This window comes from Mesorhizobium sp. M1399 (assembly GCF_040317735.1).
GTDB lineage: Bacteria > Pseudomonadota > Alphaproteobacteria > Rhizobiales > Rhizobiaceae > Mesorhizobium.
In genome coordinates this window covers 135,040-159,528 of the sequence record NZ_JAMYKZ010000012.1, presented here as the reverse complement: position 1 = coordinate 159,528, position 24,489 = coordinate 135,040, and the positions used below count along the sequence as shown (strand labels likewise).

The following is a 24,489-nucleotide window of genomic DNA, read 5'->3' as shown; positions in this document are numbered from 1 at the left end:
GGCCTGGTAGAGCCGTGCGTTTGCATTTGGCCGGGTGAATTTCCGGCATGAACGCACTATATGAAACTTACGCCGCTTCGGGTGCCCAAAGGGTGCTGGTTGGCGGTGCCATAGTTTGAAAACTGCCGGGCCTTGACCCCGGCGTGGATGGAGAACGCTGATGCCTGCTGTGCAGGAGACGATCGATCGAGTTCGAAAGATCGATGTCGACCAGTATAAATACGGATTCCAGACCGAAATCGCGATGGACAAGGCCCCCAAGGGCCTGAGCGAAGACATTATCCGCTTCATTTCGGCGAAGAAGGACGAGCCGTCCTGGATGCTGGAATGGCGCCTGGAAGCCTATCGCCGCTGGCTGACGCTGGACGAGCCGAAATGGGCGCGCGTCCACTATCCCAAGATCGATTTTCAGGACCTCTACTATTACGCGGCGCCCAAGAGCACGCCCGGACCGACCTCGCTCAGCGACGTCGATCCCGAACTGCTGAAGGTCTACGAGAAGCTCGGCATTCCGCTCAGGGAACAGGAGATCCTCGCCGGCGTGCAGAAGACCGATGCCTCGGAGCTCGAGGAAGCCAGCGACAATGTCTACAAGTCGGGCCGTGTCGCTGTCGACGCGGTGTTCGATTCGGTCTCCGTCGTCACCACCTTCAAGAAGGAGCTGGCGCAGGCCGGCGTCATCTTCTGCTCGATCTCGGAAGCGATCCGCGAGCATCCGGAGCTGGTGAAGAAATATCTCGGCTCGGTCGTGCCGACCTCCGACAATTTCTACGCAACGTTGAATTCGGCGGTGTTCACCGACGGCTCCTTCGTCTTCGTCCCCAAGGGCGTGCGCTGCCCGATGGAATTGTCGACCTATTTCCGCATGAACGAGAAGAACACCGGCCAGTTCGAGCGCACGCTGATCATCGCCGAGGAGGGTGCTTACGTCTCCTATCTCGAAGGCTGCACGGCACCGCAGCGCGACGAGAACCAGCTTCATGCCGCGGTGGTCGAACTGATCGCGCTCGACGATGCCGAGATCAAATATTCGACGGTGCAGAACTGGTATCCTGGCGACGCCGAGGGCAAGGGCGGCATCTATAATTTCGTCACCAAGCGCGGCGACTGCCGCGGCCATCGCTCGAAGATTTCGTGGACGCAAGTCGAGACCGGCTCGGCCATCACCTGGAAATATCCGAGTTGCATCCTGCGCGGCGACGATTCCAGCGGCGAGTTCTATTCGATCGCCGTGTCGAACGGCTACCAGCAGGTCGACAGCGGCACCAAGATGATCCATCTCGGCAAGAACACGTCGAGCCGCATCATCTCCAAGGGCATTGCCGCCGGTTTTTCGCAGAACACCTATCGCGGCCAGGTCTCGGCGCACCGCAAGGCGACCAACGCCCGCAACTTCACCAATTGCGATTCCCTGCTGATCGGCGACCAGTGCGGCGCACACACCGTGCCCTACATGGAAGCCAAGAATTCGACGGCGCAGTTCGAGCACGAGGCCACCACCTCGAAGATTTCCGAGGACCAGAAGTTCTACGTCATGCAGCGCGGCATCCCGGAAGAAGAGGCGATCGCGCTGATCGTTAACGGCTTCGTCAAGGACGTCATCCAGCAACTGCCGATGGAGTTCGCGGTCGAGGCGCAGAAGCTGATCGGCATCAGCCTCGAGGGGAGCGTAGGGTAGCTGCCCAGGCTTCGCTTGGCGTTTCACATATGAAAAAACGATGACCAATAGTCATGGATTGCAAGGTTCGATGAAACTTAGCCGAAAGGTGATGGCCTTTGGACTCATTTGCTGGATGGCTACCGCCATATTGGCCGGGTGGCTTGTCTGGCAAAAGCAAGACACTTTGACTGTCGATGATGTAGGGCCGATTCACCAGTTCACGATCAAAACCAATTGACCAGATTAATGGCCGATGGGCTCGTCCGCCTAGTGGCGTAGTGGAAAGACAAAAATGCTTGAAATCAGAAACCTCCATGCCCGTATTGTTGATGACGGCACCGAGATCATCCGTGGCCTGAATCTTTCGGTGAAGGCCGGCGAGGTTGCCGCCATCATGGGCCCCAACGGCTCGGGAAAGTCGACGCTGTCCTACATCCTCGCCGGCCGCGAGGACTATGAGGTCACCGAAGGCGACATCCTCTACAACGGCCAGTCGATCCTCGAAATGGATCCGGCCGAGCGCGCAACCGCCGGCATCTTCCTCGCCTTCCAGTATCCAATGGAGATACCGGGCGTGGCGACCATGGAATTCCTGAAAGTGGCGATGAACGAGCAGCGCAAGGCGCGCGGCGAGGAACCGCTGAAGATCCCGGAATTCCTCAAGCGCGTGAAGGAAGCGGCGGCCTCGCTCAACATGGATATGGCGATGCTGAAGCGGCCGCTCAATGTCGGTTTTTCCGGCGGCGAGAAGAAGCGCGCCGAGATCCTGCAGATGAAGCTGCTCGAGCCGAAACTGTGCGTCCTCGACGAGACCGATTCCGGCCTCGACATCGATGCGCTGAAGATCGTCGCGGACGGCGTCAACACGCTGCGCTCGCCGGACCGGGCCATCGTTGTCATCACCCACTACCAGCGCCTGCTCCAATACATCGTGCCGGATACGGTGCACGTGCTCTACAGAGGCCAGGTGATCAAGTCGGGCGACAAGTCGCTGGCGCTCGACCTCGAGGCCAATGGCTATGCCGGCGTGATCGGGCAAGCCGCGTGAGATGTCAGCAGGCCCGGAAGGCAAGCCAAACAAGGCGATACTGATGAACATGCACACGACACCCCAGCGAACATTGGCCGAAACGGCGCTGATCGACGCCTTTGGCGAGCGGCTGTCGCTGCTGCCCGGCGACGGCGCGGTGATGCTGAAGCGCGACGACGCCATCGAGGCGATCAAGGGCGGCCTGCCGACGCGGCGCATCGAATCCTGGCATTATACGGACCTGCGCCGGCTGCTGACCTCGGTGCCGGACTTCGATCCGGCAGCGGTCGCGAAAGCCATTGCGCCGATCGTCGAAGACTCCAGCGTTTTGCCGGTGCTGAACGGCGTTTCGAGCGCCAAATGGGCTGCTGTCGAGGGCGTCGCGGTACAGCGCCTGTCGGAGAAGCTGACCGACGGCAGCATCGCGCCGGGGTTGGATTCCTATGGCACCGATGACGCGATCGGCGCGCTGAACACTGCCTTTGTCGCCGACGGCTATTTCGTCGACATCGCCGACGGTGCCGAACTGGAAAAGCCGCTTGAGCTGCAGAATTTGCAGGCCGGTGGACAGACGCATGTACGCCTGGCCGTCCGCGTCGGTGCCGGCGCCAAGGCTGTCATCGTCGAGCGCCAGGCGGGCGAGGGGGCGGCGCTGGTCAGCTCGGTCAGCCAGCTTGTGCTTGGCGAGGGCGCCGAAGTGACATGGCTCATCGTGCAGGAGCAGCCGGATACGGCAACACATCTCGCCCAGTTCAAGGCGCATCTCGGCAAGAATTCGAAACTGACGCTGTTCGTCATGAATGCCGGCGGCAAGCTGGTGCGCCAGGAGGTCGTCGTGAGGACGACCGGCGAGGGCGCCGACTTCACGCTGCGCGGCATCAATCTTTTGGCCGGCGACACCCATACCGACGTCACCATGGTGCTCGACCATGCCGTGCCGCACACCGCCTCGACCGAAGTCATCCGCAACGTGGTGACCGGCAAGGCGCGCGGCGTCTTCCAGGGTCGTATCAACGTCCACCAATATGCGCAGAAGACCAACGCCAAGATGGCCTGCAACACGCTGCTGTTGTCGGACGACGGTGAGTTTTCGACCAAGCCGGAGCTTGAAATCTTCGCCGACGACGTCGTTTGCGGCCATGGCGCGACCGTCACCGAGATCGACCACAGCCATCTGTTCTACCTGATGGCGCGCGGCATCGACGAGAAGACCGCGCGCGGCCTGCTGGTCAAGGCCTTCGTCGCCGAAGTGATCGAGGAACTGGACGACGAGGCCATCGTCGAGGCGCTGGAACGACGGCTCGACGATTGGTTTTTGACGCACGGGTAGAATTGGCCGAGGGGTGCTGGACGGAATGAGGCGATGCCTCGAGAGAGCTTGTGATGGACCAGAAAGTCGAAAACATTCCCTACGACGTCGAGGCGATCCGCCGCGACTTCCCGATCCTGTCGCGGCAAGTCTACGGCAAACCGCTGGTCTATCTCGACAATGGCGCCTCGGCGCAGAAGCCGCAGGCTGTGCTCGACGCCATCCAGCACGCCTATTCCCAGGAATACGCCAACGTCCATCGCGGCCTGCATTTCCTGTCGAACGCCGCGACCGACGCCTATGAGAACGCGCGCAAGATAGTACAGAGATTTCTCAACGCGCCGAGCACCGACAACATCGTCTTCACCTCGAACACCACGGCGGCGATCAACACCGTCGCCTATGGCTTCGGCATGCCCAATATCGGCGAAGGCGACGAGATCGTGCTGTCGATCATGGAGCACCACTCCAACATCGTGCCGTGGCATTTCATCCGCGAGCGGCAGGGCGCAAAACTGGTTTGGGTGCCGGTCGACGATCTCGGCGTCTTCCACATCGAGGAATTCGAAAAACGGCTGACCGACCGCACCAAGCTGGTTGCCATTACCCATATGTCAAATGCGCTGGGCACGGTCACGCCGATCAAGGAGATCGTGCGCATTGCGCACGCCCGCGGCATTCCGGTGCTGGTCGACGGCAGCCAGAGCGCCGTGCATATGCCGATCGACGTGCAGGATCTCGACTGCGATTTCTTCGTCTTCACCGGCCACAAGGTCTATGGCCCGTCGGGCATCGGCGTGCTCTACGGCAAGAAGGATATTCTGGAGCGGATGCGCCCGTTCATGGGCGGCGGCGAAATGATCGAGGAGGTGACGCAAGACATCGTCACCTACAACGACCCGCCGCACCGTTTCGAGGCCGGCACGCCGCCGATCGTCCAGGCGATCGGGCTGGGTGCGGCGCTGGAATACATGGAAAAGATCGGACGCGAGCGCATCGCCGCCCATGAGGCCGATCTGAAGGACTATGCGCATGAAAAACTGCGCGCCATCAACTCGCTGCGCATCTTCGGCGATGCGCCTGGCAAGGGCGCCATCATCTCGTTCGAGCTGCAGGGCATCCACGCGCATGATGTGTCGATGGTCATCGACCGGCAGGGCGTGGCGGTGCGCGCCGGCACGCATTGTGCCCAGCCGCTGTTGAAACGCTTCGGCGTAACATCCACATGCAGGGCGTCGTTCGGCATGTACAATACCAGGGCCGAAGTCGATGCTTTGGCCGATGCGCTGGAAAAGGCGCGAAAGTTCTTCGGGTGACGACCATGGATGATGCCAGCCACACCGCCGAGACCAATTCGGAAACGACGACCAATGCGGCGGTTTCCGGATCGACAATCCCCGCCGACGAATTGGCGCGGCTGACAGACGACATCGTCTCGGCGCTGAAGACGGTCTATGACCCCGAAATCCCGGCCGACATCTACGAGCTCGGCCTCGTCTACAAGATCGACATCGAGGACGACCGCTCGGTCAAGATCGACATGACGCTGACCGCGCCGGGCTGCCCGGTGGCCGGTGAAATGCCGGGCTGGGTCGAAAACGCCGTCGGCGCCGTCGAAGGCGTTTCCGGCGTCGAGGTCAACATGACCTTCGACCCGCCTTGGTCGCCCGACCGCATGTCGGAAGAGGCACAGGTAGCGGTGGGGTGGTACTAGCATCCGACCAGCCAAAGGCTGGCGCACTTGCGCCGGGTACAAAACTTCACCATTTTAGGTGAGGAATCATTCGGCAGACCTTGAACCTGCGCGCAATGGAGAAGGAAAGAATGGGACGCTTTGCCGTCATCACGATGACCGAAAAGGCTGCCGACCGGGTGCGCGAGATCGTCGCGACCCGTGAGAATGCGCATGGCATTCGCCTCGGCATCAAGAAGGGCGGCTGCGCCGGCATGGAATATACGGTCGACCTGGTGACCGAGCCCAACACTAAGGACGATCATATCGAGCGCGACGGCGCCCACGTCTATGTCGCGCCTGAGGCAGCGCTTTTCCTGTTCGGCACCGAGATGGATTTCGAGCAGACGACGCTGCGCACCGGCTTCACCTTCCGCAACCCGAACCAGAGCTCGGCCTGCGGCTGCGGCGAATCGGTCGAATTGAAGCCTGCCGATCTGAAGGCACTGGCCGAGGCGCGCGCTTCGGCCTAAGGCTTTTCCTTCGCCGCCCCCTCATCCGGCCCTTCGGGCCACCTTCTCCCCGATGGGGAGAAGAGGCTGGCGCCAGCGCTGGGCGACTTCCTCTCCCCTCGGGGAGAGGTCGGATTGCCCCGGATTGCCCTTCGCAATTCGGTTGGCAATCCGGGTGAGGGGGCGCTTGCCCATACGCGATAGCGAACGGGGAGAAGAAACGCTAATCCACCCACATCCCGGTTCGTTTGTGCCAGTCGGCGATCGACTCTTCCGGGTAGACATCGAAGACCTTGTCGCCCTTGCCGATATCGGGCTCGACCCAGTTCGCCTTGTATTTCAGCATCAGATGCACCTTCTCCGGCGGCTTCGGCAGGTTTGTGTCGATTGCCGAGGCAAACGGATGCACCAGCTCCGGCCAGGTTGGATCGTAGAGCCAGAGTGCCGTCCCGCATTTCGTGCAGAAGCTCCGTTCGCCCGTCGAGATCTCGCGTTGCGGGTGCTCGTCGTCCTCGATCTCGGCCCGGTAGACGCCGAGATGGCGCTTGCCCTCGATTTTCAGCGTCTCGTAATCGGCGCCGAGATTGATGGCGAAACCGCCGCCGCCCTGCTGCTTGCGGCAGATCGAGCAGTAGCACAGCATGAACGGCACCGGCGTGTGGCTTTCCACCTCGAAACGCACGGCATTGCACCGGCAGGACCCTTTGAGCAGAAGCGGCATGAAAAACTCCGATGAAACTGATTCTGAACTTGTCAGGATGGTGCCGGTAGCGGCGATGACAAGGGGAAATCCCGGTGACATGATCGCGCCATGGACAACGAGCGCATAGAAGAGCTTTTCGAAGTGCTCGGCCCGGTCAGCATCCGCAAGCTGTTCGGCGGCAAGGGCATCTATTTCGATGGCGTCATCGTCGCCATTGTCATCCGTGGCGAATTGATGCTGAAGGCCGACGCCGAAAGCGCCCCGGATTTCGAAGCGGCCGGCTGCCGGCAATGGACCTATACCGGCTCGCGCCACGGAAAGCTGGTGTCGATGCCCTATTGGAGCGTTCCCGACAGCGCTTTCGACGACCCCGACGAGATGGCGATCTGGGCGCGCCGCGCCTACGAGGCAGGACGGCGCGCCGGCAAATAGGCTGCGTCATGCTTCGGCAATTCTGGGCCGCATTTCACGCCAGGTCCCGCGCCTGGGCACGAGCGCCAGCGCCTCGGCAAAGCCGGCGCTGGTGAAGGCGGCGCTCTCGACGGTGAGCATAGCTGCGGCAACGCCTTCGCACAGTGCCGCGCGCAGCGTCAGGCCGCGCAGCAGGGCGGCGATCGTCGCGCCGGCCAATGCGTCGCCGGCGCCGGCAGCATCGGTCCGCTTTTGGAGCGGCGGTGGCAGGATCGAGAACGCGCCCAATTTGTCGAAACCGAGCACCGGTCCGTCGCCAGCGGTGATCACGCCGCTTTTCAGGCCCGCGCGTCTCAGGCCGTCGACGATGCCTTGGTCGTCAGCATCGATGTCGACGCCGGCGAGCACGCCAGCCTCGTGCCGGTTCATGAAGGCGAGTGCCAGAAGATCAAGCACCGGCGTCAGCCGCGCCGCTTTGCTGGGCGAGACGGCAAGCGCAAACACCGGCTTGCCGGCGGCGAGTGCCGCCAGCCGCGCCACTGCGGAAGACGGCAGGTTGGCGTCGCACAGCACCGCGTCGGCCGAACCGATCGCGTCTCGCACCTTGGCGCGGCGGATCTGCTTGGGAAGCGCCAGCTCGTAGAGCACCATGTCGGCAAGGCCGGCGATCAGCCCGCCGTCGCTATCGACCAGCATCGTATGGCTTGGCGTCGCGCGGTCGAGGAACACCGCCGACAAATCGGCAATGCCGGCGTCGGTGACGGCGCGTAAAACCGTGTCGCCCAGGGCATCGCCGCCGCGCACCGAAAGCAGCGAGGCCGAGACGCCGCGCCGCACCGCACAGCGCAAGGCGTTGAAGGCGGCGCCGCCGACATGCTCGCGCATCGTGCCGGGGTTGGAAGCGGCCGGCACGAAGGCGCCGGCAACCCGGCCGCGCCGCTCGATATAGGCGCCACCCACGGCCAGGATCGTCGGGGATTTCATCATGCCGGCAAAATGCCCTTTGCTGTTGCCCGGGAGGAGACTAGGTCGCCGGGCGGAACCCTGCAATCGCGGGTGCGATTCGGATGGTGACGGCAACGGCGCCGCATGCGAGGCGGGATACGTCCGGAAGCAAAATTTCGAAACAAAAATAGAACAAATATGGATATCAGTTATTTTTCAAACCCTTGGGGCTCATTGACAAATGAGAACAAACGAGGTACATTCTTTTAAGGATTGCGGGATTGTCCGGCCTCCATTGACGACCACGGGGTGATGTATCATGGCTCAGAATTCTTTGCGGCTTGTAGAGGACAAAGCGGTGGACAAATCAAAGGCTCTGGATGCGGCGCTGTCGCAAATCGAGCGTGCCTTCGGCAAGGGTTCGATCATGCGGCTCGGCGCGAACGAGCAGGTCGTCGAGATCGAAACGGTGCCGACCGGCTCGCTTGGGTTGGACATCGCGCTTGGCGTCGGCGGCCTGCCGCGCGGCCGCATCGTCGAGATCTACGGACCGGAAAGCTCGGGCAAGACGACGCTGGCGCTGCACACGGTGGCCGAAGCCCAGAAGAAGGGCGGCATCTGCGCCTTTGTCGATGCCGAGCATGCGCTCGATCCGGTCTATGCCCGCAAGCTCGGCGTCGATCTCGAAAACCTGCTGATCTCGCAGCCCGATACCGGCGAACAGGCGCTGGAGATCTGCGACACGCTGGTGCGCTCCGGCGCCATCGACGTGCTGGTGGTCGATTCGGTGGCGGCGCTGACGCCGCGGGCCGAAATCGAAGGCGAGATGGGCGATTCGCTGCCCGGCCTGCAGGCCCGCCTGATGAGCCAGGCACTGCGCAAGCTCACCGCCTCGATCTCGCGCTCCAACACCATGGTCATCTTCATCAACCAGATCCGCATGAAGATCGGCGTCATGTTTGGTTCGCCCGAGACGACGACCGGCGGCAACGCGCTGAAATTCTATGCCTCGGTCCGCCTCGACATCCGCCGCATCGGCTCGGTCAAGGATCGCGACGAGGTCGTCGGCAACCAGACCCGCGTCAAGGTCGTCAAGAACAAGCTGGCGCCGCCCTTCAAGGTGGTCGAGTTCGACATCATGTATGGCGAGGGCGTCTCCAAAACCGGCGAGCTGGTCGATCTCGGCGTCAAGGCTGGCGTGGTCGAAAAGTCGGGCGCCTGGTTCTCCTATAATTCGCAGCGTCTCGGCCAGGGCCGCGAAAACGCAAAACTGTTCCTGCGCGACAATCCCGACACGGCGCGCGAGATCGAATTGGCGCTGAGGCAGAATGCCGGATTGATCGCCGAGAAATTCCTTGAGAACGGCGGCTCCGAAAGCAGCGACGACGGTTTCGAGGACGACGCCGGGGCGATGTAGGAAAAGCGACGCCTCCCGGAGCGTCAGCCAGGTTTGGATTTGATGTTTTGATTTTGAGTTTGCGTAATCGGTACATTTTGAACCGCCGGCCCCGTGCCGGCGGTTGGCGTTTGACGGCGAGTCAGACGCATTTCAAAGCGCCGGTGAAAGCCGGGATTTGAGCCCATTTGGTGTTTCTGGACAGGCTGCGGTGCGACCGCTAAAAGGCCATGTCTATTTTCCGCCGGCAGCCGGCGGTTCTCTCGAAAAGGCAGTATTCATGAGTGGCGTCAACGAGATCCGGTCGGCATTTCTCGACTATTTTCGCAAGGAAGGTCACGAGGTCGTCGCGTCGAGCCCGCTGGTGCCGCGCAACGACCCGACGCTGATGTTCACCAATGCCGGCATGGTGCAGTTCAAGAACGTTTTCACCGGTCTGGAGAAGCGGCCCTATTCGCGTGCGACGACTGCCCAGAAGAGTGTTCGTGCCGGCGGCAAGCACAACGACCTCGACAATGTCGGCTACACCGCGCGACACCTGACTTTCTTCGAGATGCTCGGCAATTTCTCCTTCGGCGATTATTTCAAGGAGCGCGCCATAGAGCTTGCCTGGAACCTGATCACCAGGGAGTTCGGGCTGAAGAAGGACAAGCTGCTGGTCACCGTCTACCACACCGACGACGAGGCCGCCTCCTACTGGAAGAAGATCGCCGGTCTTTCCGACGATCGCATCATCCGCATCGCGACCTCGGACAATTTCTGGGCAATGGGCGACACCGGACCGTGCGGGCCGTGTTCGGAGATATTCATCGACCGTGGCGAGCACATCTGGGGTGGCCCTCCCGGCAGCCCCGAGGAGGATGGCGACCGTTTCCTCGAATTCTGGAACCTGGTGTTCATGCAGTATGAACAGGTGACGAAGGACGAGCGCGTCGACCTGCCGCGTCCGTCGATCGACACGGGCATGGGCCTCGAGCGCATGGCCTCCATCCTGCAAGGAGTTGATAGCGTCTTCGAAACTGACCTGTTCCGCCACCTGATCGACGCTGCGTCGTCGGCGCTTGGCCGCGGTCCGGATGCGGACACCGTCGCATCGTTCCGCGTCATCGCCGACCACTTGCGTTCGTCCTGCTTCCTGGTCGCCGACGGCGTGCTGCCGTCCAACGAAGGGCGGGGCTACGTGCTTCGTCGCATCATGCGCCGCGCTATGCGCCACGCGCAGTTGCTCGGCTCGAATGAGCCGCTGATGTGGAAGCTGGTGCCGGCGCTGGTCCGCGAGATGAGCCAAGCCTACCCGGAACTGGTGCGCGGCGAGCAGATGATCACCGAGACGCTGAAGCTTGAGGAAACTCGTTTCCGCAAGACGCTGGTGCGAGGCTTGGGCTTGCTTTCGGAGGCGACGGAAAAGTTGGTCTCCGGCGACATGCTGGATGGCGAGACAGCGTTCAAGCTCTACGACACCTATGGCTTTCCGCTCGATCTGACGCAGGACGCGCTGCGCCAGCGCAACATCTCGGTCAACCTTGCCGGCTTCACCGAGGCGATGGAGCGGCAGAAGGCGGAGGCGCGCAAAAGCTGGGCTGGTTCCGGTGAGGCCGCAACCGAAACGGTATGGTTCGCGGTGCGTGAGGAGAACGGCGCCACCGAATTCCTGGGCTATGAGACCGAGCAGGCGGAAGGCCTCGTCCAGGCGCTGGTCAGGGACGGCAAGACCGTCGACAGTGCCGGCAAAGGCGACGCCGTTGCCGTGGTTGTCAACCAGACGCCGTTCTATGGCGAGTCCGGTGGCCAGATGGGCGATACCGGCGTCATTTCAGGCGACGGGTTCTCGATCGAGATATCCGATACGCAGAAGAAGGCCGATGGGCTTTTCGTCCATGTCGGCAAGGTGGCCAACGGCACGGTCAAGACGGGCGCGACCGTCGAGCTGAGGGTGGACCACGCGCGCCGCTCCAGGCTGCGCGCGAACCATTCCGCCACGCATCTGATCCATGAGGCGCTGCGCGAGGTGCTGGGTACCCATGTGGCGCAGAAGGGCTCACTGGTCGCGCCCGAGCGTCTGCGCTTCGACATCTCCCACAACAAGCCGATCTGGCCGGACGAGCTCGAAGAGGTCGAGCGCATGGCAAACGAAATCGTCGTTCAGAATAGCCCTGTAACCACGCGCCTGATGTCGGTCGACGACGCCATTGCCGAAGGCGCCATGGCGCTGTTTGGCGAGAAATATGGCGATGAAGTGCGCGTCGTTTCGATGGGCACGGGCCTGCATGGCGCCAAGGCCAACCGGCCCTATTCGGTCGAGCTATGCGGCGGCACCCATGTCAGGGCGACCGGCGATATCGGCCTGGTGCGCATCGTGTCCGACAGCGCGGTCGCTGCCGGCGTGCGCCGCATCGAGGCGTTGACCGGCGAGGCGGCCAGAAAGCATCTCGACGAGCAGGACAAGCGGCTGAAGGCGGCCGCCGCCGCGCTGAAGATTTCGCCGGCCGATGTGCCGGCCCGCGTCGAGGCACTGCTCGACGAGCGCAAGAAGCTCGAAAAGGAGCTGACCGAGGCGCGCAAGAAACTGGCGCTCGGCGATCGCTCGCCAGCCGGTGTGCCTGCGGAAAACGAAACGATTGCCGGTGTCGGTTTTCTCGGCAAGGCGGTATCGGGCGTCTCGCCAAAGGATTTGAAGCCGCTGGCCGATGCCGGCAAGAAGTCGCTCGGCTCCGGCGTCGTCGTCTTTGTCGGCGCCGGCGAGGACAACAAGGCGAGCGTCGTCGTCGCGGTCACCGATGATCTGACCGGCCGCTTCAGCGCAATCGATCTGGTGCGCGTCGCGTCCGCGGCATTGGGCGGGCAGGGCGGCGGCGGTCGACCCGATATGGCCCAGGCCGGCGGCCCGGACGGCTCGAAGGCCGAAGACGCGATCGCTGCGGTGAAAGCGGCTCTCGAGACGGCGTGAACCTGCACCGGGGGCGGGCACGGCCGAAATGGCGCGCCGCCCAGCGGACATCCTTGAGGGCCTGATATGCCGACGCTGACGATGTATCAGGTCGACGCCTTTGCCGAACAGGCCTTCCAGGGCAACCCTGCCGCCGTTCTCCTTTTGGAGGAGTGGCTGCCGGAGCAGGTAATGCAGGCCATCGCCAACGAAAACAATCTTGCCGAAACGGCGTTTGTGCGGGCGAATGGCAAAGGTTGGGATTTGCGCTGGTTCACGCCGGTCCATGAAGTCGACTTCTGCGGCCATGCCACTCTTGCGGCCGCCCATGTGCTGACCACGGAATACAGTGGTCAGGGCGAAATGGCCTTCGCCACCCGGGTGGGCGAGTTGCGGGTTTCCCAGCGGGAAGGGGCCTATCAGCTCGATCTGCCGTGTTTTCCGCCGCAGCCCGTCGAGGAAGAGCTGAAGTCGGCGCTGCAAGCGATATTGTCTCAGCGGACGGTTGCGGGCTTCCGCAATTTCGAGAACCTGTTTGTCGAGCTTGCCGACGAGACAAGCGTGCGATCTTTCGTTCCCGATCTGCTCAGGATCGGACGTTTTCATCCTCTCGGCTTGGTCATTGCCGCGCCTGGGCAGGCCCATGATTTCGTCTCGCGTTATTTCGTGCCCGGAGCAGGCATTCCCGAGGATCCGGTAACCGGCTCCATTCATGCGACGCTGGTGCCTTACTGGGCTGAAAAACTCGGCAAGACGCATCTGTCGGCATTCCAATACTCGCAACGCGGCGGGCACTTGCTATGCGAGCTGGCCGGAGATCGCGTGCTGATCACAGGCCGTGCGAAGACCTTTATGAAGGCGGAGATCTACCTTCCCGATTGAGCGGTATTTCGCAGTGGGTCGCCTTCGGCGAAGCTGCCGATCTCCCCCTTTGCGGGGGAGATGCCCGGCAGGGCAGAGGGGGGTGCTGTCCCTCCGACTGTCAGCCCAATCGGAGCCACGTTCTCAGGCCGTTCCCAATTGGAAAGGATCAGTCGAAGGTTAGCGATCCTTCACACCCCCCTCTGTCCTGCCGGACATCTCCCCCGCAAGGGGGAGATTGGATGTCACTTCGGCTTTCGCTAATCACCAGAAGGCCTATTGCCGAATGCTTGTCTCCTCACTCTGCCTTTTCGGTCTTCGCAAAACCCGCACGCGCCGCGATGCGCACATACCAATCCTGGATATCGGCAAACTCCGCCAGCAGTTTTCGCCCCTCGGCGACCTTGACGAAATAGCCGATGATCGGTGCGGCGTGCAGGTCGGCCAGCGTCAGTTCCGTCCCCAACAGCCAAGGCCCTTCGGCTTTCAGCGAAGACAGCGCCTGCAATGCCGTTCTCGCCTGCCTCAACCCGTTGGCGATCACGGCTTCGTCGGGCGGCGTTTTTTCCAGCCGCTCGACGGCGACATCCCAGACCATGGCCCTGTAGGCGTAGGCGTCGAGCAGGCCGGTGATCTGGTTCATGCGTGATCGAGGCCGGGCTTCGAGCGGTTGCAGCGCCGGGCCGTCAAAGGCTTCGTCGACATAACGGGCAATCGCGCCGGTCTCGTAAAGGCGAAAGCCGTCATGCTCGAAGGCTGGGATGCGGCCGAACGGCTGGTGCTCGAAGTACCAGCCGGGAATGCCGTCCGCCGCAAAGATGTCGACGGGCACCAGCTCGTAGCCGACGCCCTTTTCCTCGAGCACCAGCCGCACGATGCGCACATAGACGCTGTAGTCCGCGCCGTAGACGACGGGCTTGTCCATGTCGGAGGAGCTCAGGCCATCGCCTTCTGCAAATTCTCGTCGATCTTGTCGAGGAAGCCGGTGGTCGAAAGCCATGGCTGGTCGGGACCGATCAGCAGCGACAGGTCCTTGGTCATGAAGCCGGACTCGACCGTCTGGATGCAGACCCGTTCCAGCGTCTCGGCAAAACGCTTCAGTTCGGCATTGTCGTCGAGCTTGGCGCGGTGGGCGAGGCCGCGCGTCCAGGCAAAGATCGAGGCGATCGAATTGGTCGAGGTCTCCTCGCCCTTCTGGTGCTGGCGATAGTGGCGGGTGACGGTGCCGTGTGCGGCCTCCGCCTCGACGGTCTTGCCGTCCGGCGTCATCAGCACCGAGGTCATCAGGCCGAGCGAGCCGAAGCCTTGCGCCACCGTGTCCGACTGCACGTCGCCATCATAATTCTTGCAAGCCCAGACATAGCCGCCCGACCATTTCAGGCTGGAGGCCACCATGTCGTCGATCAGCCGGTGCTCGTACCAGAGTTTCTTGGCCTTGAACTCGGCTTCGAACTCCGCCTCGTAGACCTCCTGGAAGATATCCTTGAAGCGGCCGTCATAGGCCTTGAGGATGGTGTTCTTGGTCGACAGGTAGACGGGGTAATTGCGCAGCAGGCCGTAATTCAGCGAGGCGCGGGCGAATTCGCGGATCGACTCGTCGAGATTGTACATGGCCATGGCGACACCGGCGCCGGGTGCGTCGAAGACGTCGTGCTCGATCACCTGGCCGTCCTCGCCGACGAACTTGATCGTCAGCTTGCCCTTACCGGGAAAGCGGAAGTCGGTGGCGCGGTACTGGTCGCCGAAGGCGTGGCGGCCGACGATGATCGGCTTGGTCCAGCCGGGCACTAGCCGCGGCACGTTCTTCATAATGATCGGCTCGCGAAAGATGGTGCCGCCGAGGATGTTGCGGATGGTGCCGTTCGGCGACTTCCACATCTTCTTCAGCTTGAATTCCTCGACGCGCTGCTCGTCGGGCGTGATCGTCGCGCATTTCACGCCGACGCCGTATTTCTTGATGGCATTGGCCGAATCGATGGTCACCTGGTCGTTGGTGGCGTCGCGGTGCTCGATACCGAGATCGTAATATTCGAGCTTGAGGTCGAGATAAGGGTGGATCAGCTTGTCCTTGATGAACTGCCAGATGATGCGGGTCATCTCGTCGCCGTCGAGTTCGACGACCGGGTTCGCCACCTTGATCTTCGCCATGGAAAGAATGCCTCGCTTTTGGGAACGGAACGGCCTTGCCCGCACGGCTGCCGGCCCTGGGATGCGGCCCGTATATCAAAGGCTTTTTGGCCGCGCAAACGGCGAACCGCGCCGTAGTGCCGGCATTCTTTGCGAAAGCTTCATTTTCGCCGCCAAATGTGGCAGGGGACTGCGAAATGCCGCAAACAGCAGTTCATTGACAACCATGACCGCCACCCAGGATCCCGACAACCCTCTTGCCTCCGGAACGCCTGCGTCCGGACCGGCGATCATCCTGGTCGAGCCACAGCTCGGCGAGAACATCGGCATGGTTGCACGCGCCATGGCCAATTTCGGCCTTGCCGAACTGCGCCTCGTCAATCCGCGTGACGGCTGGCCGAGCGAGAAGGCGCGTGCCGCGGCAAGCCGCGCCGACCATGTCATCGATGCCGTCGAGGTGTTCGACGACCTGGGCTCGGCAGTCGCCGACTTGAACTTCGTCTTCGCCACCACGGCGCGCGCGCGCGACAATTTCAAACCGGTGCGCGGCCCGGTCGAGGCGGGCAGGGCGCTGCGCGCGCGGCAGCGGGCCGGCCAGCGCACCGGCATCCTGTTCGGCCGCGAGCGCTTCGGCCTCTATAATGACGAGGTCGGCCTTGCCGACGAGATCGTCACCTTCCCCGTCGATCCAGCCTTCTCCTCGCTCAACATCGCCCAGGCGGCCCTGCTGATGTCCTATGAATGGATGAAGTCCGGCCTGGAAGACGAGACCAGGACCAACTTCTCCGGTCCCGAAATGCCGCCAGCTGCCAAGGAAGAATTGCACGCCCTGTTTGCGTATCTGGAAGGTGCACTGGAGGCGCGCGGCTATTTCCGCCCGGCACCGAAGAAGCCGAAGATGGTCGACAATTTGCGCGCAGTGCTGACCCGCCCCGGTTTTGCCGAGCCGGAGCTCAAGGTGCTACGCGGTATTATATCATCGCTGGACAGGTTCTCGCCGGCCATGCCGCGCGGCGACGGATCGCCCGGCGACGATCCAAGGCGGCTCCCGGCGGCCGCGGCACGCGCCGGCAAGGCGAAGGACAAAGACTAGCCTTCGAGTTGCCCATATCTCACCAGTAACCGAATGTTATTTGATGTGATCCATTGTCTGGAAAACGATGGATCCTCGGATGTTTAGCTCGGATATCGGTCGTCCTCGCTTTTTCTTCTATTCGGCGGCCTTGCTGGTTGCGGAAATCGTGACCTTTGTGCTGTGCGTCGTGCTGACCATCGGCATCGAGGGTTTGGCCAATTCGAAGCCCGGACCTTCCAGGGAAGGGCTGGCCGCGGCCGTTCTCGTCGCCTCGCTGGTGATTGTTCTGTTCCGCGCGAATTTCGCCTGGCGTCGAAGCCGCGATGCACAAGGGTCCGGTTGGATCCTTTGGTCGTATATCGTGTTCTCGACCCTGTTTGCGATTCTGCAGGCCGGCACTGTTCTTGTCGTAAAGTTCGACGGCGACGAGTCGCATTCCGGCCTTAACCTGCTGGGATTAGCTCTCGTCGGGCTGTGGGCGGTCATCTTGGCGGCCAAGCCGGCGGGCGGTAGCTCTTCGGATATGGCGTCATCCCTGAGTTTCGACGATTTCGACCCGCCCGGGCCGCTGCGCGGCGCCGCGGCGCCCCATTCAGAGTCGGCCGCCGGCGTGGCGGCCCTGGCTCCGGCCTATGCCATGCGGGCCGCACCGGTGCCGTCGAACCACCCTGCATCTCACCCTGCATCTCCGGCGAACGGCCGGCCGCGGGCCGGCGGCTTCGGCAAGCGGGGCCTTGTGTGACCGTCTCGCCGCATCAAGGCCATGATGGTTCCAGATAGAAGCGGCCGGGATAAAGCATCATTGGCCAAAGCAAAAAGCATGGGCCGAGCCTTCTCTCGTGATCTCGTTTGTGATTCCCAGCCCTTAGTGACTCAATGATAATGACCAGTCCATCGAGCGCCCGTCCGATCCTGATGTTCGATTCCGGCATTGGCGGCCTCACCGTGCTGCGTGAGGCGCGCGTCCTGATGCCTGACCGCCGCTTCATCTATGTCGCCGACGACGCGGCGTTCCCCTTCGGCGCCTGGGAGGAGCCGGCGCTGAGAACACACATCCTAGAGTTGTTCGCCAGGCTGCTCGAACGGTTTTCGCCGGCCATTTCGGTCATCGCCTGCAACACCGCCTCGACGCTGGTCATCGAAGCGTTGCGCGAGAGGTTTCCCGGCCACCCTTTCGTCGGCACCGTGCCGGCCGTCAAGCCGGCGGCGGAACGCACGCGCTCAGGCCTGGTTTCGGTGCTGGCGACGCCCGGCACCGTCAAGCGCCAGTACACGCGTGACCTGATCAGCAAATGGGCGCAGAAATGCCATGTCCGCCTGGTCGGCAGCGACAGGCTGGCTGGATTGGCCGAAGCCTATATGCGCGACGGTTTTGTCGACGAGGACGCCGTGCGCGCCGAGATCGCGCCGTGCTTCGTCGAGCATGACGGGCTGTGCACCGACATCGTCGTGCTTGCCTGCACCCATTATCCCTTTTTGGCCAACCGCATGCGCAAGACAGCACCTTGGCCGGTCGACTGGCTCGACCCGGCCGAGGCGATCGCACGCCGCGCGCTGTCGCTGCTCGCCGATACCGAGGCCCGTTATCGCAGAGAGGTACTGCCGGAAGGCGCCGATTTTGCCGTCTTCACCTCGAACGAGGCCGATTTTCCGACGCGCCGGCTGATGCAGGGATTTGGCCTGGCGGTATCCTGACCCCAGGCACTTTGGTGCTCCGGGAACATCAGCCCAGGGCGATGCGTTCTTTTCTCATTGAGGAACAGGAGAAACGATCATGCCAGCCACCTCGAAAGCCCAGCAGAAAGCCGCCGGTGCTGCACTGTCCGCCAAGCGTGGCGAGACCAAGAAGAGCGAGCTCAAAGGCGCGTCGAAGGGAATGTATAAATCCATGAGCGAAAAACAGCTCGAGGAATTCGCCGAGACCAAGCGCAAGGGCCTGCCGGAAAAGAAATCGAAACACTGATCGACTGACCATTCTGGCGGCGGATGCCGGTCGATAAAAAGCCCGCGGCTGAGCCGCGGGCCCTGAAGTCTCAACGGGCGAGGGCGAAAATTACCAGTTCCATCCCCAACCGCAGCGCCGCACTTTGTAGCGGATGACCTTGCGATGACCGTGCCGCCACACCACCTTCTTCTTGACCACGATGCGGCAGACCTGGTGATGCCTGTGGCCGTGCCAATGCCGGGCCTGCGCCGGCTCGGGCGCGACCGCCATCGTGCCGGCCATCACCGCGGCTCCTACCAACGTAAGGAAGAACTTCTTCATGCGAATTCCAGCTCCTCTGACTTCAGTCCCTTCCTGATGCCGCTGGCGCAACCTCCCGCCACATCCGGCACGTTCTACAACCGCAACACTATCCGGTTCGGCGATTCGCGCCAGCCGGAAGCTTGACAGCGGTTAAATCTCCGTTTAACCAGCCCACCAACACCGGGCCGCAATGCCCGGTGGTTTTCTTTATGTGTGCAAGACGTTTGGAAGCCGGTTTTAATTTCCTGATGTCCTGTTTGAAATGACGTGTCCCGTGGGTTTTCCGTCGCGTTGCGTGGAAAACCCTGTCAGGTCTCGAAAACGGGGGCCAGAGGAGGGCGCGTTTCCTTCACCCGGACCATGAGGTTCCGGGTGTGTTGTTTTGAAAGGGAATGCGATGAGCAAGCGCGAATCCGCGAAGTACAAGATCGACCGCCGTCTTGGCGAAAACATCTGGGGCCGCCCGAAGTCCCCGGTCAACAAGCGTGAATACGGCCCCGGCCAGCATGGCCAGCGCCGCAAGGGCAAGCTTTCCGATTTCGGCCTGCAGCTGCGCGCCAAGCAGAAGCTGAAGGGCCACTATGGCGACGTTTCGGAAAAGCAGTTCCGCAAGGTCTATGAAGAGGCGGACCGCCGCAAGGGCGACACCTCGGAGAACCTGATCGGCCTGCTCGAATCGCGCCTCGACGCAGTCGTCTACCGCGCCAAGTTCGTACCGACCATCTTTGCGGCGCGCCAGTTCGTCAATCACGGCCACGTCAACGTCAACGGCAAGCGCGTCAACATCGGCTCGTACCGCTGCAAGCCGGGCGACGTCATCGAAGTGCGCGAGAAGTCGAAGCAGTTGGTCATCGTGCTGGAATCGGTGGGCCTGGCCGAGCGCGACGTGCCCGATTACATCGAGGCCGACCACAACAAGATGACCGCGGCCTTCACGCGCATCCCCGGCCTGGCCGACGTTCCGTTTGCCGTGCAGATGGAACCGAATCTGGTCGTCGAATTCTATTCGCGCTGATCGGCGCGTTCGTACGCGATACAAGCGAAGGCCGCCCGTCGGGGCGGCCTTACTTTTTCGTTCCTTTTTCGCGGCGTGATTCCGAAATCGATTTCGATTTTCGATCCGATGCGCTACTGCGGGCGGCAACAGGACTTTAGGGCCGCCGCGCCGTGAACATGCAGCCAGACGCCGAAACGCTCGAACCGGTCGCCGACGCCGAAGGCGGCTTTCATCCGCTGTTTGCCGATGTGCCGTCCTCCGTCGAGTTCAACAAGCTGCGCAAGCGGCTGCTGCGGCTTGCCCGCCAGGCGATCGACGATTTCTCAATGGTGAGGCCCGGCGACCGCTGGCTGGTCGCTCTGTCGGGCGGCAAGGATTCCTACGGCCTGCTTGCCGTGCTGCTCGATCTCAAATGGCGCGGGCTGCTGCCGATCGAGCTGTTGGCCTGCAATCTCGACCAGGGCCAGCCGAACTTTCCCAAGCACATATTGCCCGACTATCTCGACAGCCATGCCATTCCGCATCGCATCGAATATCAGGACACCTATTCTGTGGTCATCGACAAGCTGGCCGAGGGCAGCACCTATTGCTCGCTGTGTTCGCGGCTGCGGCGCGGCCATCTCTATCGCATTGCCCGCGAGGAGGGCTGCTCGGCGCTGGTGCTCGGCCATCACCGCGAAGACATTCTGGAAACCTTCTTCATGAACCTGTTCCATGGCGGACGCCTCGCCGCCATGCCGCCGAAGCTGCTCAACGACGAAGGCGACGTCATGGTGCTGCGGCCGCTCGCCTATTGTGCGGAAGCCGATCTCGAGAAATTCGCCGGCGCCATGAAATTCCCGATAATTCCGTGCGATCTGTGCGGTAGCCAGGAAGGCCTGCAGCGCAACGCCATGAAAGCGATGCTCGACGACATCGAGAAGCGCATGCCCGGCCGCAAGGACACCATGATCCGTGCCATGGCCAATGTGCGGCGCTCGCATCTGCTCGACAGGACGCTGTTCGATTTCGCCGCCCTCAACGATGCTCTTAACGCAAAGCAAGACGGTCCCCATGACATTTGACGACAGCGCGATCGACTGGCTTGCCGACCTTCTGTCGGACGCTGCCGTCGCCGAGATCATGCCGCGCTTTCGCCGGTTGAGTGAGGGCGACGTGCGTCGCAAGACCTCGGCCGCCGATCTTGTGACCGAGGCCGACGTGAATGCCGAGCGGCTCATCGCCGCCAGGCTGCTTCAGCGGTATCCCAAGGCGATGATCGTCGGCGAGGAGGCCTGCTCCGACGACCCGACGCTGCTCGACGGTCTCGGCGATGCCGAACTCGCCTTCGTCGTAGACCCGGTCGACGGCACCTTCAACTTCGCCTCCGGCGTGCCGCTGTTCGGCGTCATGCTTGGCGTCGTGGTCAAGGGCGAGACGGTCGCCGGCATCATCCACGATCCCGTCGGCAAGGACTGGCTGGTCGGCGTCAGTGGCGCCGGCAGTCATATTCGGCACGCGCATGGCAATTTCGAAAAAGTCCATGTCGCCAAACCGGCGCCGATATCGGAAATGACTGGAGCGGTCTCGTGGCACTATCTACCCGAGCCGGACCGCTCACGCCTGGCGCGCAATCAGACCAAGTCGCTGTCGCAGTTCAACTATCGCTGCGCAGCCCACGAATACCGCCTGCTGGCCAGCGGCCACGGCCATTTCGTCGTCTATAACAAGCTGATGCCGTGGGACCATCTGGCCGGCGTACTGATCCATGCCGAGGCCGGCGGTTATGCCGCGCGCTTCGACGGCAGCGCCTATCTGCCGTCACATGTCGGAGGTGGCCTGCTGGTCGCGCCGGACAGGGAAAGCTGGCGGGAGCTGCGCCGCGAGCTTTGGGCGGAATAGTTTTATCCGCCAGCGCGTAAAACTAGACCGGCGGGTTTTGCGGCTGGAACAGCCTGCCGCGCTCGGCGATGAGAATCATCAGCAGCGCCGCCACCGACACGCTGCAGAACCCGGCGGCCAGCGGCGTTACCGTACCGTTGAAGGCCTGGCCGATCAGCGTGCCGAGGATGCCGCCAAGAAATGTCTGCATGAACCCGAGAATCGACGAGGCGGTGCCGGCCAGGTGACCGAGCGGCTCCATGGCGAGCGCGTTGAAGTTGGCGCCGAGCGCGCCGAACGGTACCATGGCGCAGGCAAAGAAAGTAATGAAGAGCCAGAGCGGCATCTTCATTTCGATGGAAACGACCAGCCAGGCAAGGCTGATGGCCAGAAACAGCAGCAGCGCGCTTTGCGACAGACGGCGCATGCCGATGCGGCCGACGAGGCGCGAGTTGAGGTAGTTGGAAAAAGCAAGCACGCCGGCAACCCCCGCGAAGATGACCGGGAACATCTCGCCGACATCGAACACGCTGACATAGATCTGCTGGGCCGAGGCGATGAAGCCGAACATGGCGCCGAAGATGAAGGTGCTGGCGAAGGCGTAGCAGAGCGCGATGCGGTTGGTGAGAACGATGCGGAAGCCGCCGATGATGGAGGACAGCGTCAGCGGCCGGCGATATTCTGGATGTAGTGTCTCGGGCAGGCGCAACAGCGACCAGGCGGACACGATCAGCGCGCCGGCCGCCATGGTGACGAAGATCACGTGCCAGGTCGCAAACAGCATGATGAATTGGCCGATACCGGGTGCCACCACCGGAATTGCCATGAACACCATGAAGATCAAGGACATGACTTCGGCCATGCGCCTTCCGTCGAACGTATCGCGCACGATCGAGACGGCAATGACGCGCGTCGCCGCCGCGCCGATGCCTTGCACGGCCCGGCATAGCAGAAGCGTGGCGAATGACGGGGCGACTGCAGCAGCGCCCGCCGCCGCAACATAGATCACCAGCCCGGCAACCAGCGGAGCGCGGCGCCCGAAGCGGTCCGAGACGGGCCCGAAGAACAGTTGCCCACCGCCGAAGCCCAGTATGTAGGCGGTGATCACATATTGCCGGTGGTTTTCATTTTCGACGCCGAGCGAGGCGCCGATCTGCTGCAGCGCCGGCAACATGATGTCGATGGCCAGCGAATTGAGCGCCATCAGCGCCGCGCATAGCGCGATGAATTCCCAGCGCGGAATAGGCAAGGTGCTTGCCTTTTGCTGCGCTTGTGCTTGCTGATCCACGGCCAGTCCGATCTTCAAACGAAAATGCGCCGGCGTGCCGACGCATCCATTCGTTCATTGCCCCGATAGCGGGCACAACTTTTTGCCAAGGTGCCCCGGCGCTAAGCGCATGACCCCGACAATCGCAGTCGATCTTCGGAAAGCCATACGCAAAACAGAAGTCAGGCGGCGCCTTTGACGCTGACGCCCTTTTCGACGAGGAAGGTCTGCAATTCGCCCGCCTGGAACATCTCGCGGATGATGTCGCAGCCGCCGACGAATTCGCCCTTGACGTAGAGCTGCGGGATGGTCGGCCAGTTGGAATAGTCCTTGATGCCTTGCCGTAGCTCGGCCGACGTCAGCACGTCGACACCCTTATAGTCGGCGCCGATATAGTCGAGGATCTGCACGACCTGACCGGAAAATCCGCATTGCGGGAAGCCGGGCGTGCCTTTCATGAAGAGAACAACGTCGTTGCCCTTCACTTCATTGTCGATGTAGTCGTTGATGCCGCTCATGGAATACCCTTTCATGCCTGTGGGAGTCAGGCTCGAACATTACCCTTCAAATAAACCCATGGGTTGCGCGAAACAAGATGTTTGCCGCCTTGCCATGCAAATGGCGCAAAGGAACGTCTGATCTTGTGCCAAGCCGTTGGCCACCATCTTTCCCGAGGCGCGATGAAAAGACGATATCTCGCCGGGTTCCTCCTCGCCGTTCTGCTCGCCGCACTGGCCTTGATTTGGTGGGCCAGGTCGCCGAGACAGCCACCCCTCGTCGTCGGCGGTGAATTGCCGGCGCCGTGCCGCGACGCGAGCTTCGAGGCGGCCGCCTACGTCGTCTGCGAAATCGATCTGCGCCGCTATGACATCGGTGTGTTCCACGTAGGCCTCGACGGCAAGGCCTTCGGTTCCCTGGACAAATTCGACAAGGCGATGGCGGATCAGGGCCGGCCGGTGCTGCTCGCCATGAACGCCGGCATGTATCACCAAGATCTGACCCCAGTCGGCCTTCTCGTCGAAGACGGCCGGGAGAAGGCGCCGCTCAACGTCGCCGACAGCGAAGGCAATTTCTTCCTGAAACCGAATGGCGTGTTCGTGGTCCGCAAGGACGGCAAGGCGGCGGTCATGGAGACAAGTGCCTATGCCGCGGCCAGGCCGGACGTGATGGTCGCAACGCAATCCGGCCCGATGCTGGTGATCGACGGACGGCTTCATCCTCGATTCGAGCAGAACGGCACATCGCGCTATATCCGCAATGGCGTCGGCGTGCGTGACGAAAACACCGTCGTGCTGGCGATCTCGCGCTCTCAAGTCAGCCTCGGCAGCTTCGCACGGCTGTTTCGAGATGCGCTCACTTGCCCCAATGCGCTTTTCTTCGACGGGGTCGTTTCGGCGCTGTCGAATGGCGAGCGGATGATTGTTGGTGGAAACTATCCGGCCGGGCCGATCATTGCCGTGACCGGCAAGGCGCTTGCGAGCCGGTAACTG

At 62.3% G+C, this 24,489-nt stretch carries 26 protein-coding genes; 19 read left to right on the top strand and 7 right to left on the bottom strand.

Annotation, left to right across the window (positions count from 1 at the left end):
• Window positions 1-160 precede the first annotated feature (160 nt).
• The 7 genes from sufB (at window position 161) to sufA (ending at window position 6,204) form a co-directional block, all read left to right on the top strand.
• Window positions 161-1,678, top strand: coding sequence for a Fe-S cluster assembly protein SufB (sufB, locus tag NKH05_RS22140; protein ID WP_352857116.1), 1,518 nt, complete (start codon window positions 161-163; stop codon window positions 1,676-1,678).
• A gap of 40 nt (window positions 1,679-1,718) precedes the next feature.
• Window positions 1,719-1,898, top strand: coding sequence for a hypothetical protein (locus NKH05_RS22135; RefSeq protein ID WP_352857723.1), 180 nt, complete (start codon window positions 1,719-1,721; stop codon window positions 1,896-1,898).
• A gap of 54 nt (window positions 1,899-1,952) precedes the next feature.
• Window positions 1,953-2,708, top strand: a complete 756-nt coding sequence (gene sufC / locus NKH05_RS22130) for a Fe-S cluster assembly ATPase SufC (protein ID WP_352702514.1) — start codon at window positions 1,953-1,955, stop codon at window positions 2,706-2,708.
• Between the two features lie 43 nt (window positions 2,709-2,751).
• Entirely contained in the window at window positions 2,752-4,020 is a 1,269-nt protein-coding gene (gene sufD / locus NKH05_RS22125) for a Fe-S cluster assembly protein SufD (RefSeq protein ID WP_352857726.1), read from the top strand.
• 53 nt (window positions 4,021-4,073) lie between these two features.
• Window positions 4,074-5,315, top strand: coding sequence for a cysteine desulfurase (locus NKH05_RS22120; RefSeq protein WP_352495793.1), 1,242 nt, complete (start codon window positions 4,074-4,076; stop codon window positions 5,313-5,315).
• A 5-nt stretch (window positions 5,316-5,320) separates the two neighbouring features.
• Window positions 5,321-5,713, top strand: a complete 393-nt coding sequence (locus NKH05_RS22115) for an SUF system Fe-S cluster assembly protein (protein ID WP_023717362.1) — start codon at window positions 5,321-5,323, stop codon at window positions 5,711-5,713.
• A 110-nt stretch (window positions 5,714-5,823) separates the two neighbouring features.
• The gene (gene sufA / locus NKH05_RS22110; protein ID WP_006206001.1) at window positions 5,824-6,204 is read left to right on the top strand and encodes a Fe-S cluster assembly scaffold SufA; all 381 of its coding nucleotides are present in this window, start codon (window positions 5,824-5,826) and stop codon (window positions 6,202-6,204) included.
• A gap of 202 nt (window positions 6,205-6,406) precedes the next feature.
• Here sufA and NKH05_RS22105 read toward each other — a convergent pair whose 3' ends face one another.
• Complete coding sequence (locus NKH05_RS22105) at window positions 6,407-6,904, bottom strand: GFA family protein (RefSeq protein ID WP_352495794.1); 498 nt, start codon at window positions 6,902-6,904, stop codon at window positions 6,407-6,409.
• Between the two features lie 90 nt (window positions 6,905-6,994).
• On the opposite strand from NKH05_RS22105, the gene NKH05_RS22100 reads away from it, so the two are divergent.
• Window positions 6,995-7,318 (top strand): TfoX/Sxy family protein, encoded by a 324-nt coding sequence (locus NKH05_RS22100; RefSeq protein ID WP_352481176.1) that lies wholly within the window; start codon window positions 6,995-6,997, stop codon window positions 7,316-7,318.
• Window positions 7,319-7,324: 6 nt separating this feature from the next.
• Here the strand turns inward: NKH05_RS22100 and NKH05_RS22095 are convergent, their stop codons facing one another.
• Entirely contained in the window at window positions 7,325-8,284 is a 960-nt protein-coding gene (locus NKH05_RS22095; protein WP_352495795.1) for a PfkB family carbohydrate kinase, read from the bottom strand.
• Between the two features lie 277 nt (window positions 8,285-8,561).
• On the opposite strand from NKH05_RS22095, the gene recA reads away from it, so the two are divergent.
• The 3 genes from recA to NKH05_RS22080 all read left to right on the top strand — a co-directional run bounded on the left by recA (window position 8,562) and on the right by NKH05_RS22080 (window position 13,446).
• Complete coding sequence (recA, locus tag NKH05_RS22090) at window positions 8,562-9,659, top strand: recombinase RecA (RefSeq protein WP_023717366.1); 1,098 nt, start codon at window positions 8,562-8,564, stop codon at window positions 9,657-9,659.
• Window positions 9,660-9,918: 259 nt separating this feature from the next.
• Window positions 9,919-12,585: an alanine--tRNA ligase gene (alaS, locus tag NKH05_RS22085; protein ID WP_353026062.1), complete on the top strand. Its 2,667-nt coding sequence runs from the start codon at window positions 9,919-9,921 to the stop codon at window positions 12,583-12,585.
• A 66-nt stretch (window positions 12,586-12,651) separates the two neighbouring features.
• A complete protein-coding gene (locus NKH05_RS22080; protein ID WP_353026060.1) occupies window positions 12,652-13,446 on the top strand; it encodes a PhzF family phenazine biosynthesis protein in 795 nt (264 codons plus the stop codon).
• A 277-nt stretch (window positions 13,447-13,723) separates the two neighbouring features.
• On the opposite strand, the gene NKH05_RS22075 is transcribed toward NKH05_RS22080, so the two are convergent.
• On the bottom strand, window positions 13,724-14,350 hold the full coding sequence (locus NKH05_RS22075) for a glutathione S-transferase family protein (protein ID WP_352917824.1): 627 nt from the start codon (window positions 14,348-14,350) through the stop codon (window positions 13,724-13,726).
• A gap of 11 nt (window positions 14,351-14,361) precedes the next feature.
• Window positions 14,362-15,573 (bottom strand): NADP-dependent isocitrate dehydrogenase, encoded by a 1,212-nt coding sequence (locus NKH05_RS22070; protein WP_023717370.1) that lies wholly within the window; start codon window positions 15,571-15,573, stop codon window positions 14,362-14,364.
• 205 nt (window positions 15,574-15,778) lie between these two features.
• On the opposite strand from NKH05_RS22070, the gene NKH05_RS22065 reads away from it, so the two are divergent.
• The 4 genes from NKH05_RS22065 (at window position 15,779) to NKH05_RS22050 (ending at window position 18,590) form a co-directional block, all read left to right on the top strand.
• Window positions 15,779-16,645: an RNA methyltransferase gene (locus NKH05_RS22065; RefSeq protein WP_352855832.1), complete on the top strand. Its 867-nt coding sequence runs from the start codon at window positions 15,779-15,781 to the stop codon at window positions 16,643-16,645.
• A gap of 79 nt (window positions 16,646-16,724) precedes the next feature.
• Window positions 16,725-17,369, top strand: coding sequence for a DUF805 domain-containing protein (locus NKH05_RS22060; RefSeq protein ID WP_023717372.1), 645 nt, complete (start codon window positions 16,725-16,727; stop codon window positions 17,367-17,369).
• 140 nt (window positions 17,370-17,509) lie between these two features.
• Window positions 17,510-18,322, top strand: coding sequence for a glutamate racemase (gene murI, locus NKH05_RS22055; protein ID WP_353026057.1), 813 nt, complete (start codon window positions 17,510-17,512; stop codon window positions 18,320-18,322).
• Between the two features lie 79 nt (window positions 18,323-18,401).
• Window positions 18,402-18,590 carry a DUF3008 family protein gene (locus NKH05_RS22050; RefSeq protein WP_023717374.1) on the top strand — a complete coding sequence of 63 codons (189 nt, stop codon included), beginning with the start codon at window positions 18,402-18,404 and terminating at the stop codon, window positions 18,588-18,590.
• A 90-nt stretch (window positions 18,591-18,680) separates the two neighbouring features.
• Here NKH05_RS22050 and NKH05_RS22045 read toward each other — a convergent pair whose 3' ends face one another.
• Window positions 18,681-18,893 (bottom strand): hypothetical protein, encoded by a 213-nt coding sequence (locus NKH05_RS22045; protein ID WP_023674706.1) that lies wholly within the window; start codon window positions 18,891-18,893, stop codon window positions 18,681-18,683.
• A 379-nt stretch (window positions 18,894-19,272) separates the two neighbouring features.
• Here NKH05_RS22045 and rpsD point away from each other — a divergent pair, with 379 nt between their 5' ends.
• The 3 genes from rpsD to NKH05_RS22030 all read left to right on the top strand — a co-directional run bounded on the left by rpsD (window position 19,273) and on the right by NKH05_RS22030 (window position 21,753).
• Entirely contained in the window at window positions 19,273-19,890 is a 618-nt protein-coding gene (gene rpsD, locus NKH05_RS22040) for a 30S ribosomal protein S4 (protein WP_023717376.1), read from the top strand.
• 152 nt (window positions 19,891-20,042) lie between these two features.
• Window positions 20,043-20,936: a tRNA 2-thiocytidine(32) synthetase TtcA gene (gene ttcA, locus NKH05_RS22035; protein ID WP_352641108.1), complete on the top strand. Its 894-nt coding sequence runs from the start codon at window positions 20,043-20,045 to the stop codon at window positions 20,934-20,936.
• Complete coding sequence (locus NKH05_RS22030) at window positions 20,926-21,753, top strand: inositol monophosphatase family protein (RefSeq protein ID WP_352481171.1); 828 nt, start codon at window positions 20,926-20,928, stop codon at window positions 21,751-21,753. Before ttcA ends, NKH05_RS22030 begins: the two co-directional genes overlap by 11 nt.
• A 22-nt stretch (window positions 21,754-21,775) precedes the next feature.
• Here NKH05_RS22030 and NKH05_RS22025 read toward each other — a convergent pair whose 3' ends face one another.
• Both NKH05_RS22025 and grxD read right to left on the bottom strand, forming a co-directional pair.
• Complete coding sequence (locus NKH05_RS22025; RefSeq protein WP_031193515.1) at window positions 21,776-22,975, bottom strand: multidrug effflux MFS transporter; 1,200 nt, start codon at window positions 22,973-22,975, stop codon at window positions 21,776-21,778.
• Window positions 22,976-23,181: 206 nt separating this feature from the next.
• Window positions 23,182-23,517 carry a Grx4 family monothiol glutaredoxin gene (gene grxD / locus NKH05_RS22020; RefSeq protein ID WP_023674712.1) on the bottom strand — a complete coding sequence of 112 codons (336 nt, stop codon included), beginning with the start codon at window positions 23,515-23,517 and terminating at the stop codon, window positions 23,182-23,184.
• Between the two features lie 162 nt (window positions 23,518-23,679).
• Between grxD and NKH05_RS22015 the strand changes: the two genes are divergently transcribed.
• Window positions 23,680-24,486, top strand: coding sequence for a phosphodiester glycosidase family protein (locus NKH05_RS22015; RefSeq protein ID WP_352845035.1), 807 nt, complete (start codon window positions 23,680-23,682; stop codon window positions 24,484-24,486).
• Window positions 24,487-24,489: the final 3 nt, after the last annotated feature.

Bases quoted from the DNA above. Each gene is read 5' to 3' on its own strand.
- NKH05_RS22065 (WP_352855832.1), top strand. From the start codon at position 15,779: ATGACCGCCACCCAGGATCCCGACAACCCTCTTGCCTCCGGAACGCCT.
- NKH05_RS22075 (WP_352917824.1), bottom strand. From the start codon at position 14,350: ATGGACAAGCCCGTCGTCTACGGCGCGGACTACAGCGTCTATGTGCGC.
- sufC (WP_352702514.1), top strand. From the start codon at position 1,953: ATGCTTGAAATCAGAAACCTCCATGCCCGTATTGTTGATGACGGCACC.
- rpsD (WP_023717376.1), top strand. From the start codon at position 19,273: ATGAGCAAGCGCGAATCCGCGAAGTACAAGATCGACCGCCGTCTTGGC.
- NKH05_RS22060 (WP_023717372.1), top strand. From the start codon at position 16,725: ATGTTTAGCTCGGATATCGGTCGTCCTCGCTTTTTCTTCTATTCGGCG.
- NKH05_RS22045 (WP_023674706.1), bottom strand. From the start codon at position 18,893: ATGAAGAAGTTCTTCCTTACGTTGGTAGGAGCCGCGGTGATGGCCGGC.
- alaS (WP_353026062.1), top strand. From the start codon at position 9,919: ATGAGTGGCGTCAACGAGATCCGGTCGGCATTTCTCGACTATTTTCGC.
- recA (WP_023717366.1), top strand. From the start codon at position 8,562: ATGGCTCAGAATTCTTTGCGGCTTGTAGAGGACAAAGCGGTGGACAAA.
- NKH05_RS22015 (WP_352845035.1), top strand. From the start codon at position 23,680: ATGAAAAGACGATATCTCGCCGGGTTCCTCCTCGCCGTTCTGCTCGCC.
- NKH05_RS22095 (WP_352495795.1), bottom strand. From the start codon at position 8,284: ATGATGAAATCCCCGACGATCCTGGCCGTGGGTGGCGCCTATATCGAG.
- NKH05_RS22080 (WP_353026060.1), top strand. From the start codon at position 12,652: ATGCCGACGCTGACGATGTATCAGGTCGACGCCTTTGCCGAACAGGCC.
- NKH05_RS22135 (WP_352857723.1), top strand. From the start codon at position 1,719: ATGACCAATAGTCATGGATTGCAAGGTTCGATGAAACTTAGCCGAAAG.
- NKH05_RS22115 (WP_023717362.1), top strand. From the start codon at position 5,321: ATGGATGATGCCAGCCACACCGCCGAGACCAATTCGGAAACGACGACC.
- NKH05_RS22100 (WP_352481176.1), top strand. From the start codon at position 6,995: ATGGACAACGAGCGCATAGAAGAGCTTTTCGAAGTGCTCGGCCCGGTC.
- NKH05_RS22070 (WP_023717370.1), bottom strand. From the start codon at position 15,573: ATGGCGAAGATCAAGGTGGCGAACCCGGTCGTCGAACTCGACGGCGAC.
- grxD (WP_023674712.1), bottom strand. From the start codon at position 23,517: ATGAGCGGCATCAACGACTACATCGACAATGAAGTGAAGGGCAACGAC.
- NKH05_RS22120 (WP_352495793.1), top strand. From the start codon at position 4,074: ATGGACCAGAAAGTCGAAAACATTCCCTACGACGTCGAGGCGATCCGC.
- NKH05_RS22105 (WP_352495794.1), bottom strand. From the start codon at position 6,904: ATGCCGCTTCTGCTCAAAGGGTCCTGCCGGTGCAATGCCGTGCGTTTC.
- sufB (WP_352857116.1), top strand. From the start codon at position 161: ATGCCTGCTGTGCAGGAGACGATCGATCGAGTTCGAAAGATCGATGTC.
- NKH05_RS22050 (WP_023717374.1), top strand. From the start codon at position 18,402: ATGCCAGCCACCTCGAAAGCCCAGCAGAAAGCCGCCGGTGCTGCACTG.
- NKH05_RS22030 (WP_352481171.1), top strand. From the start codon at position 20,926: ATGACATTTGACGACAGCGCGATCGACTGGCTTGCCGACCTTCTGTCG.
- murI (WP_353026057.1), top strand. From the start codon at position 17,510: ATGACCAGTCCATCGAGCGCCCGTCCGATCCTGATGTTCGATTCCGGC.
- sufD (WP_352857726.1), top strand. From the start codon at position 2,752: ATGAACATGCACACGACACCCCAGCGAACATTGGCCGAAACGGCGCTG.
- sufA (WP_006206001.1), top strand. From the start codon at position 5,824: ATGGGACGCTTTGCCGTCATCACGATGACCGAAAAGGCTGCCGACCGG.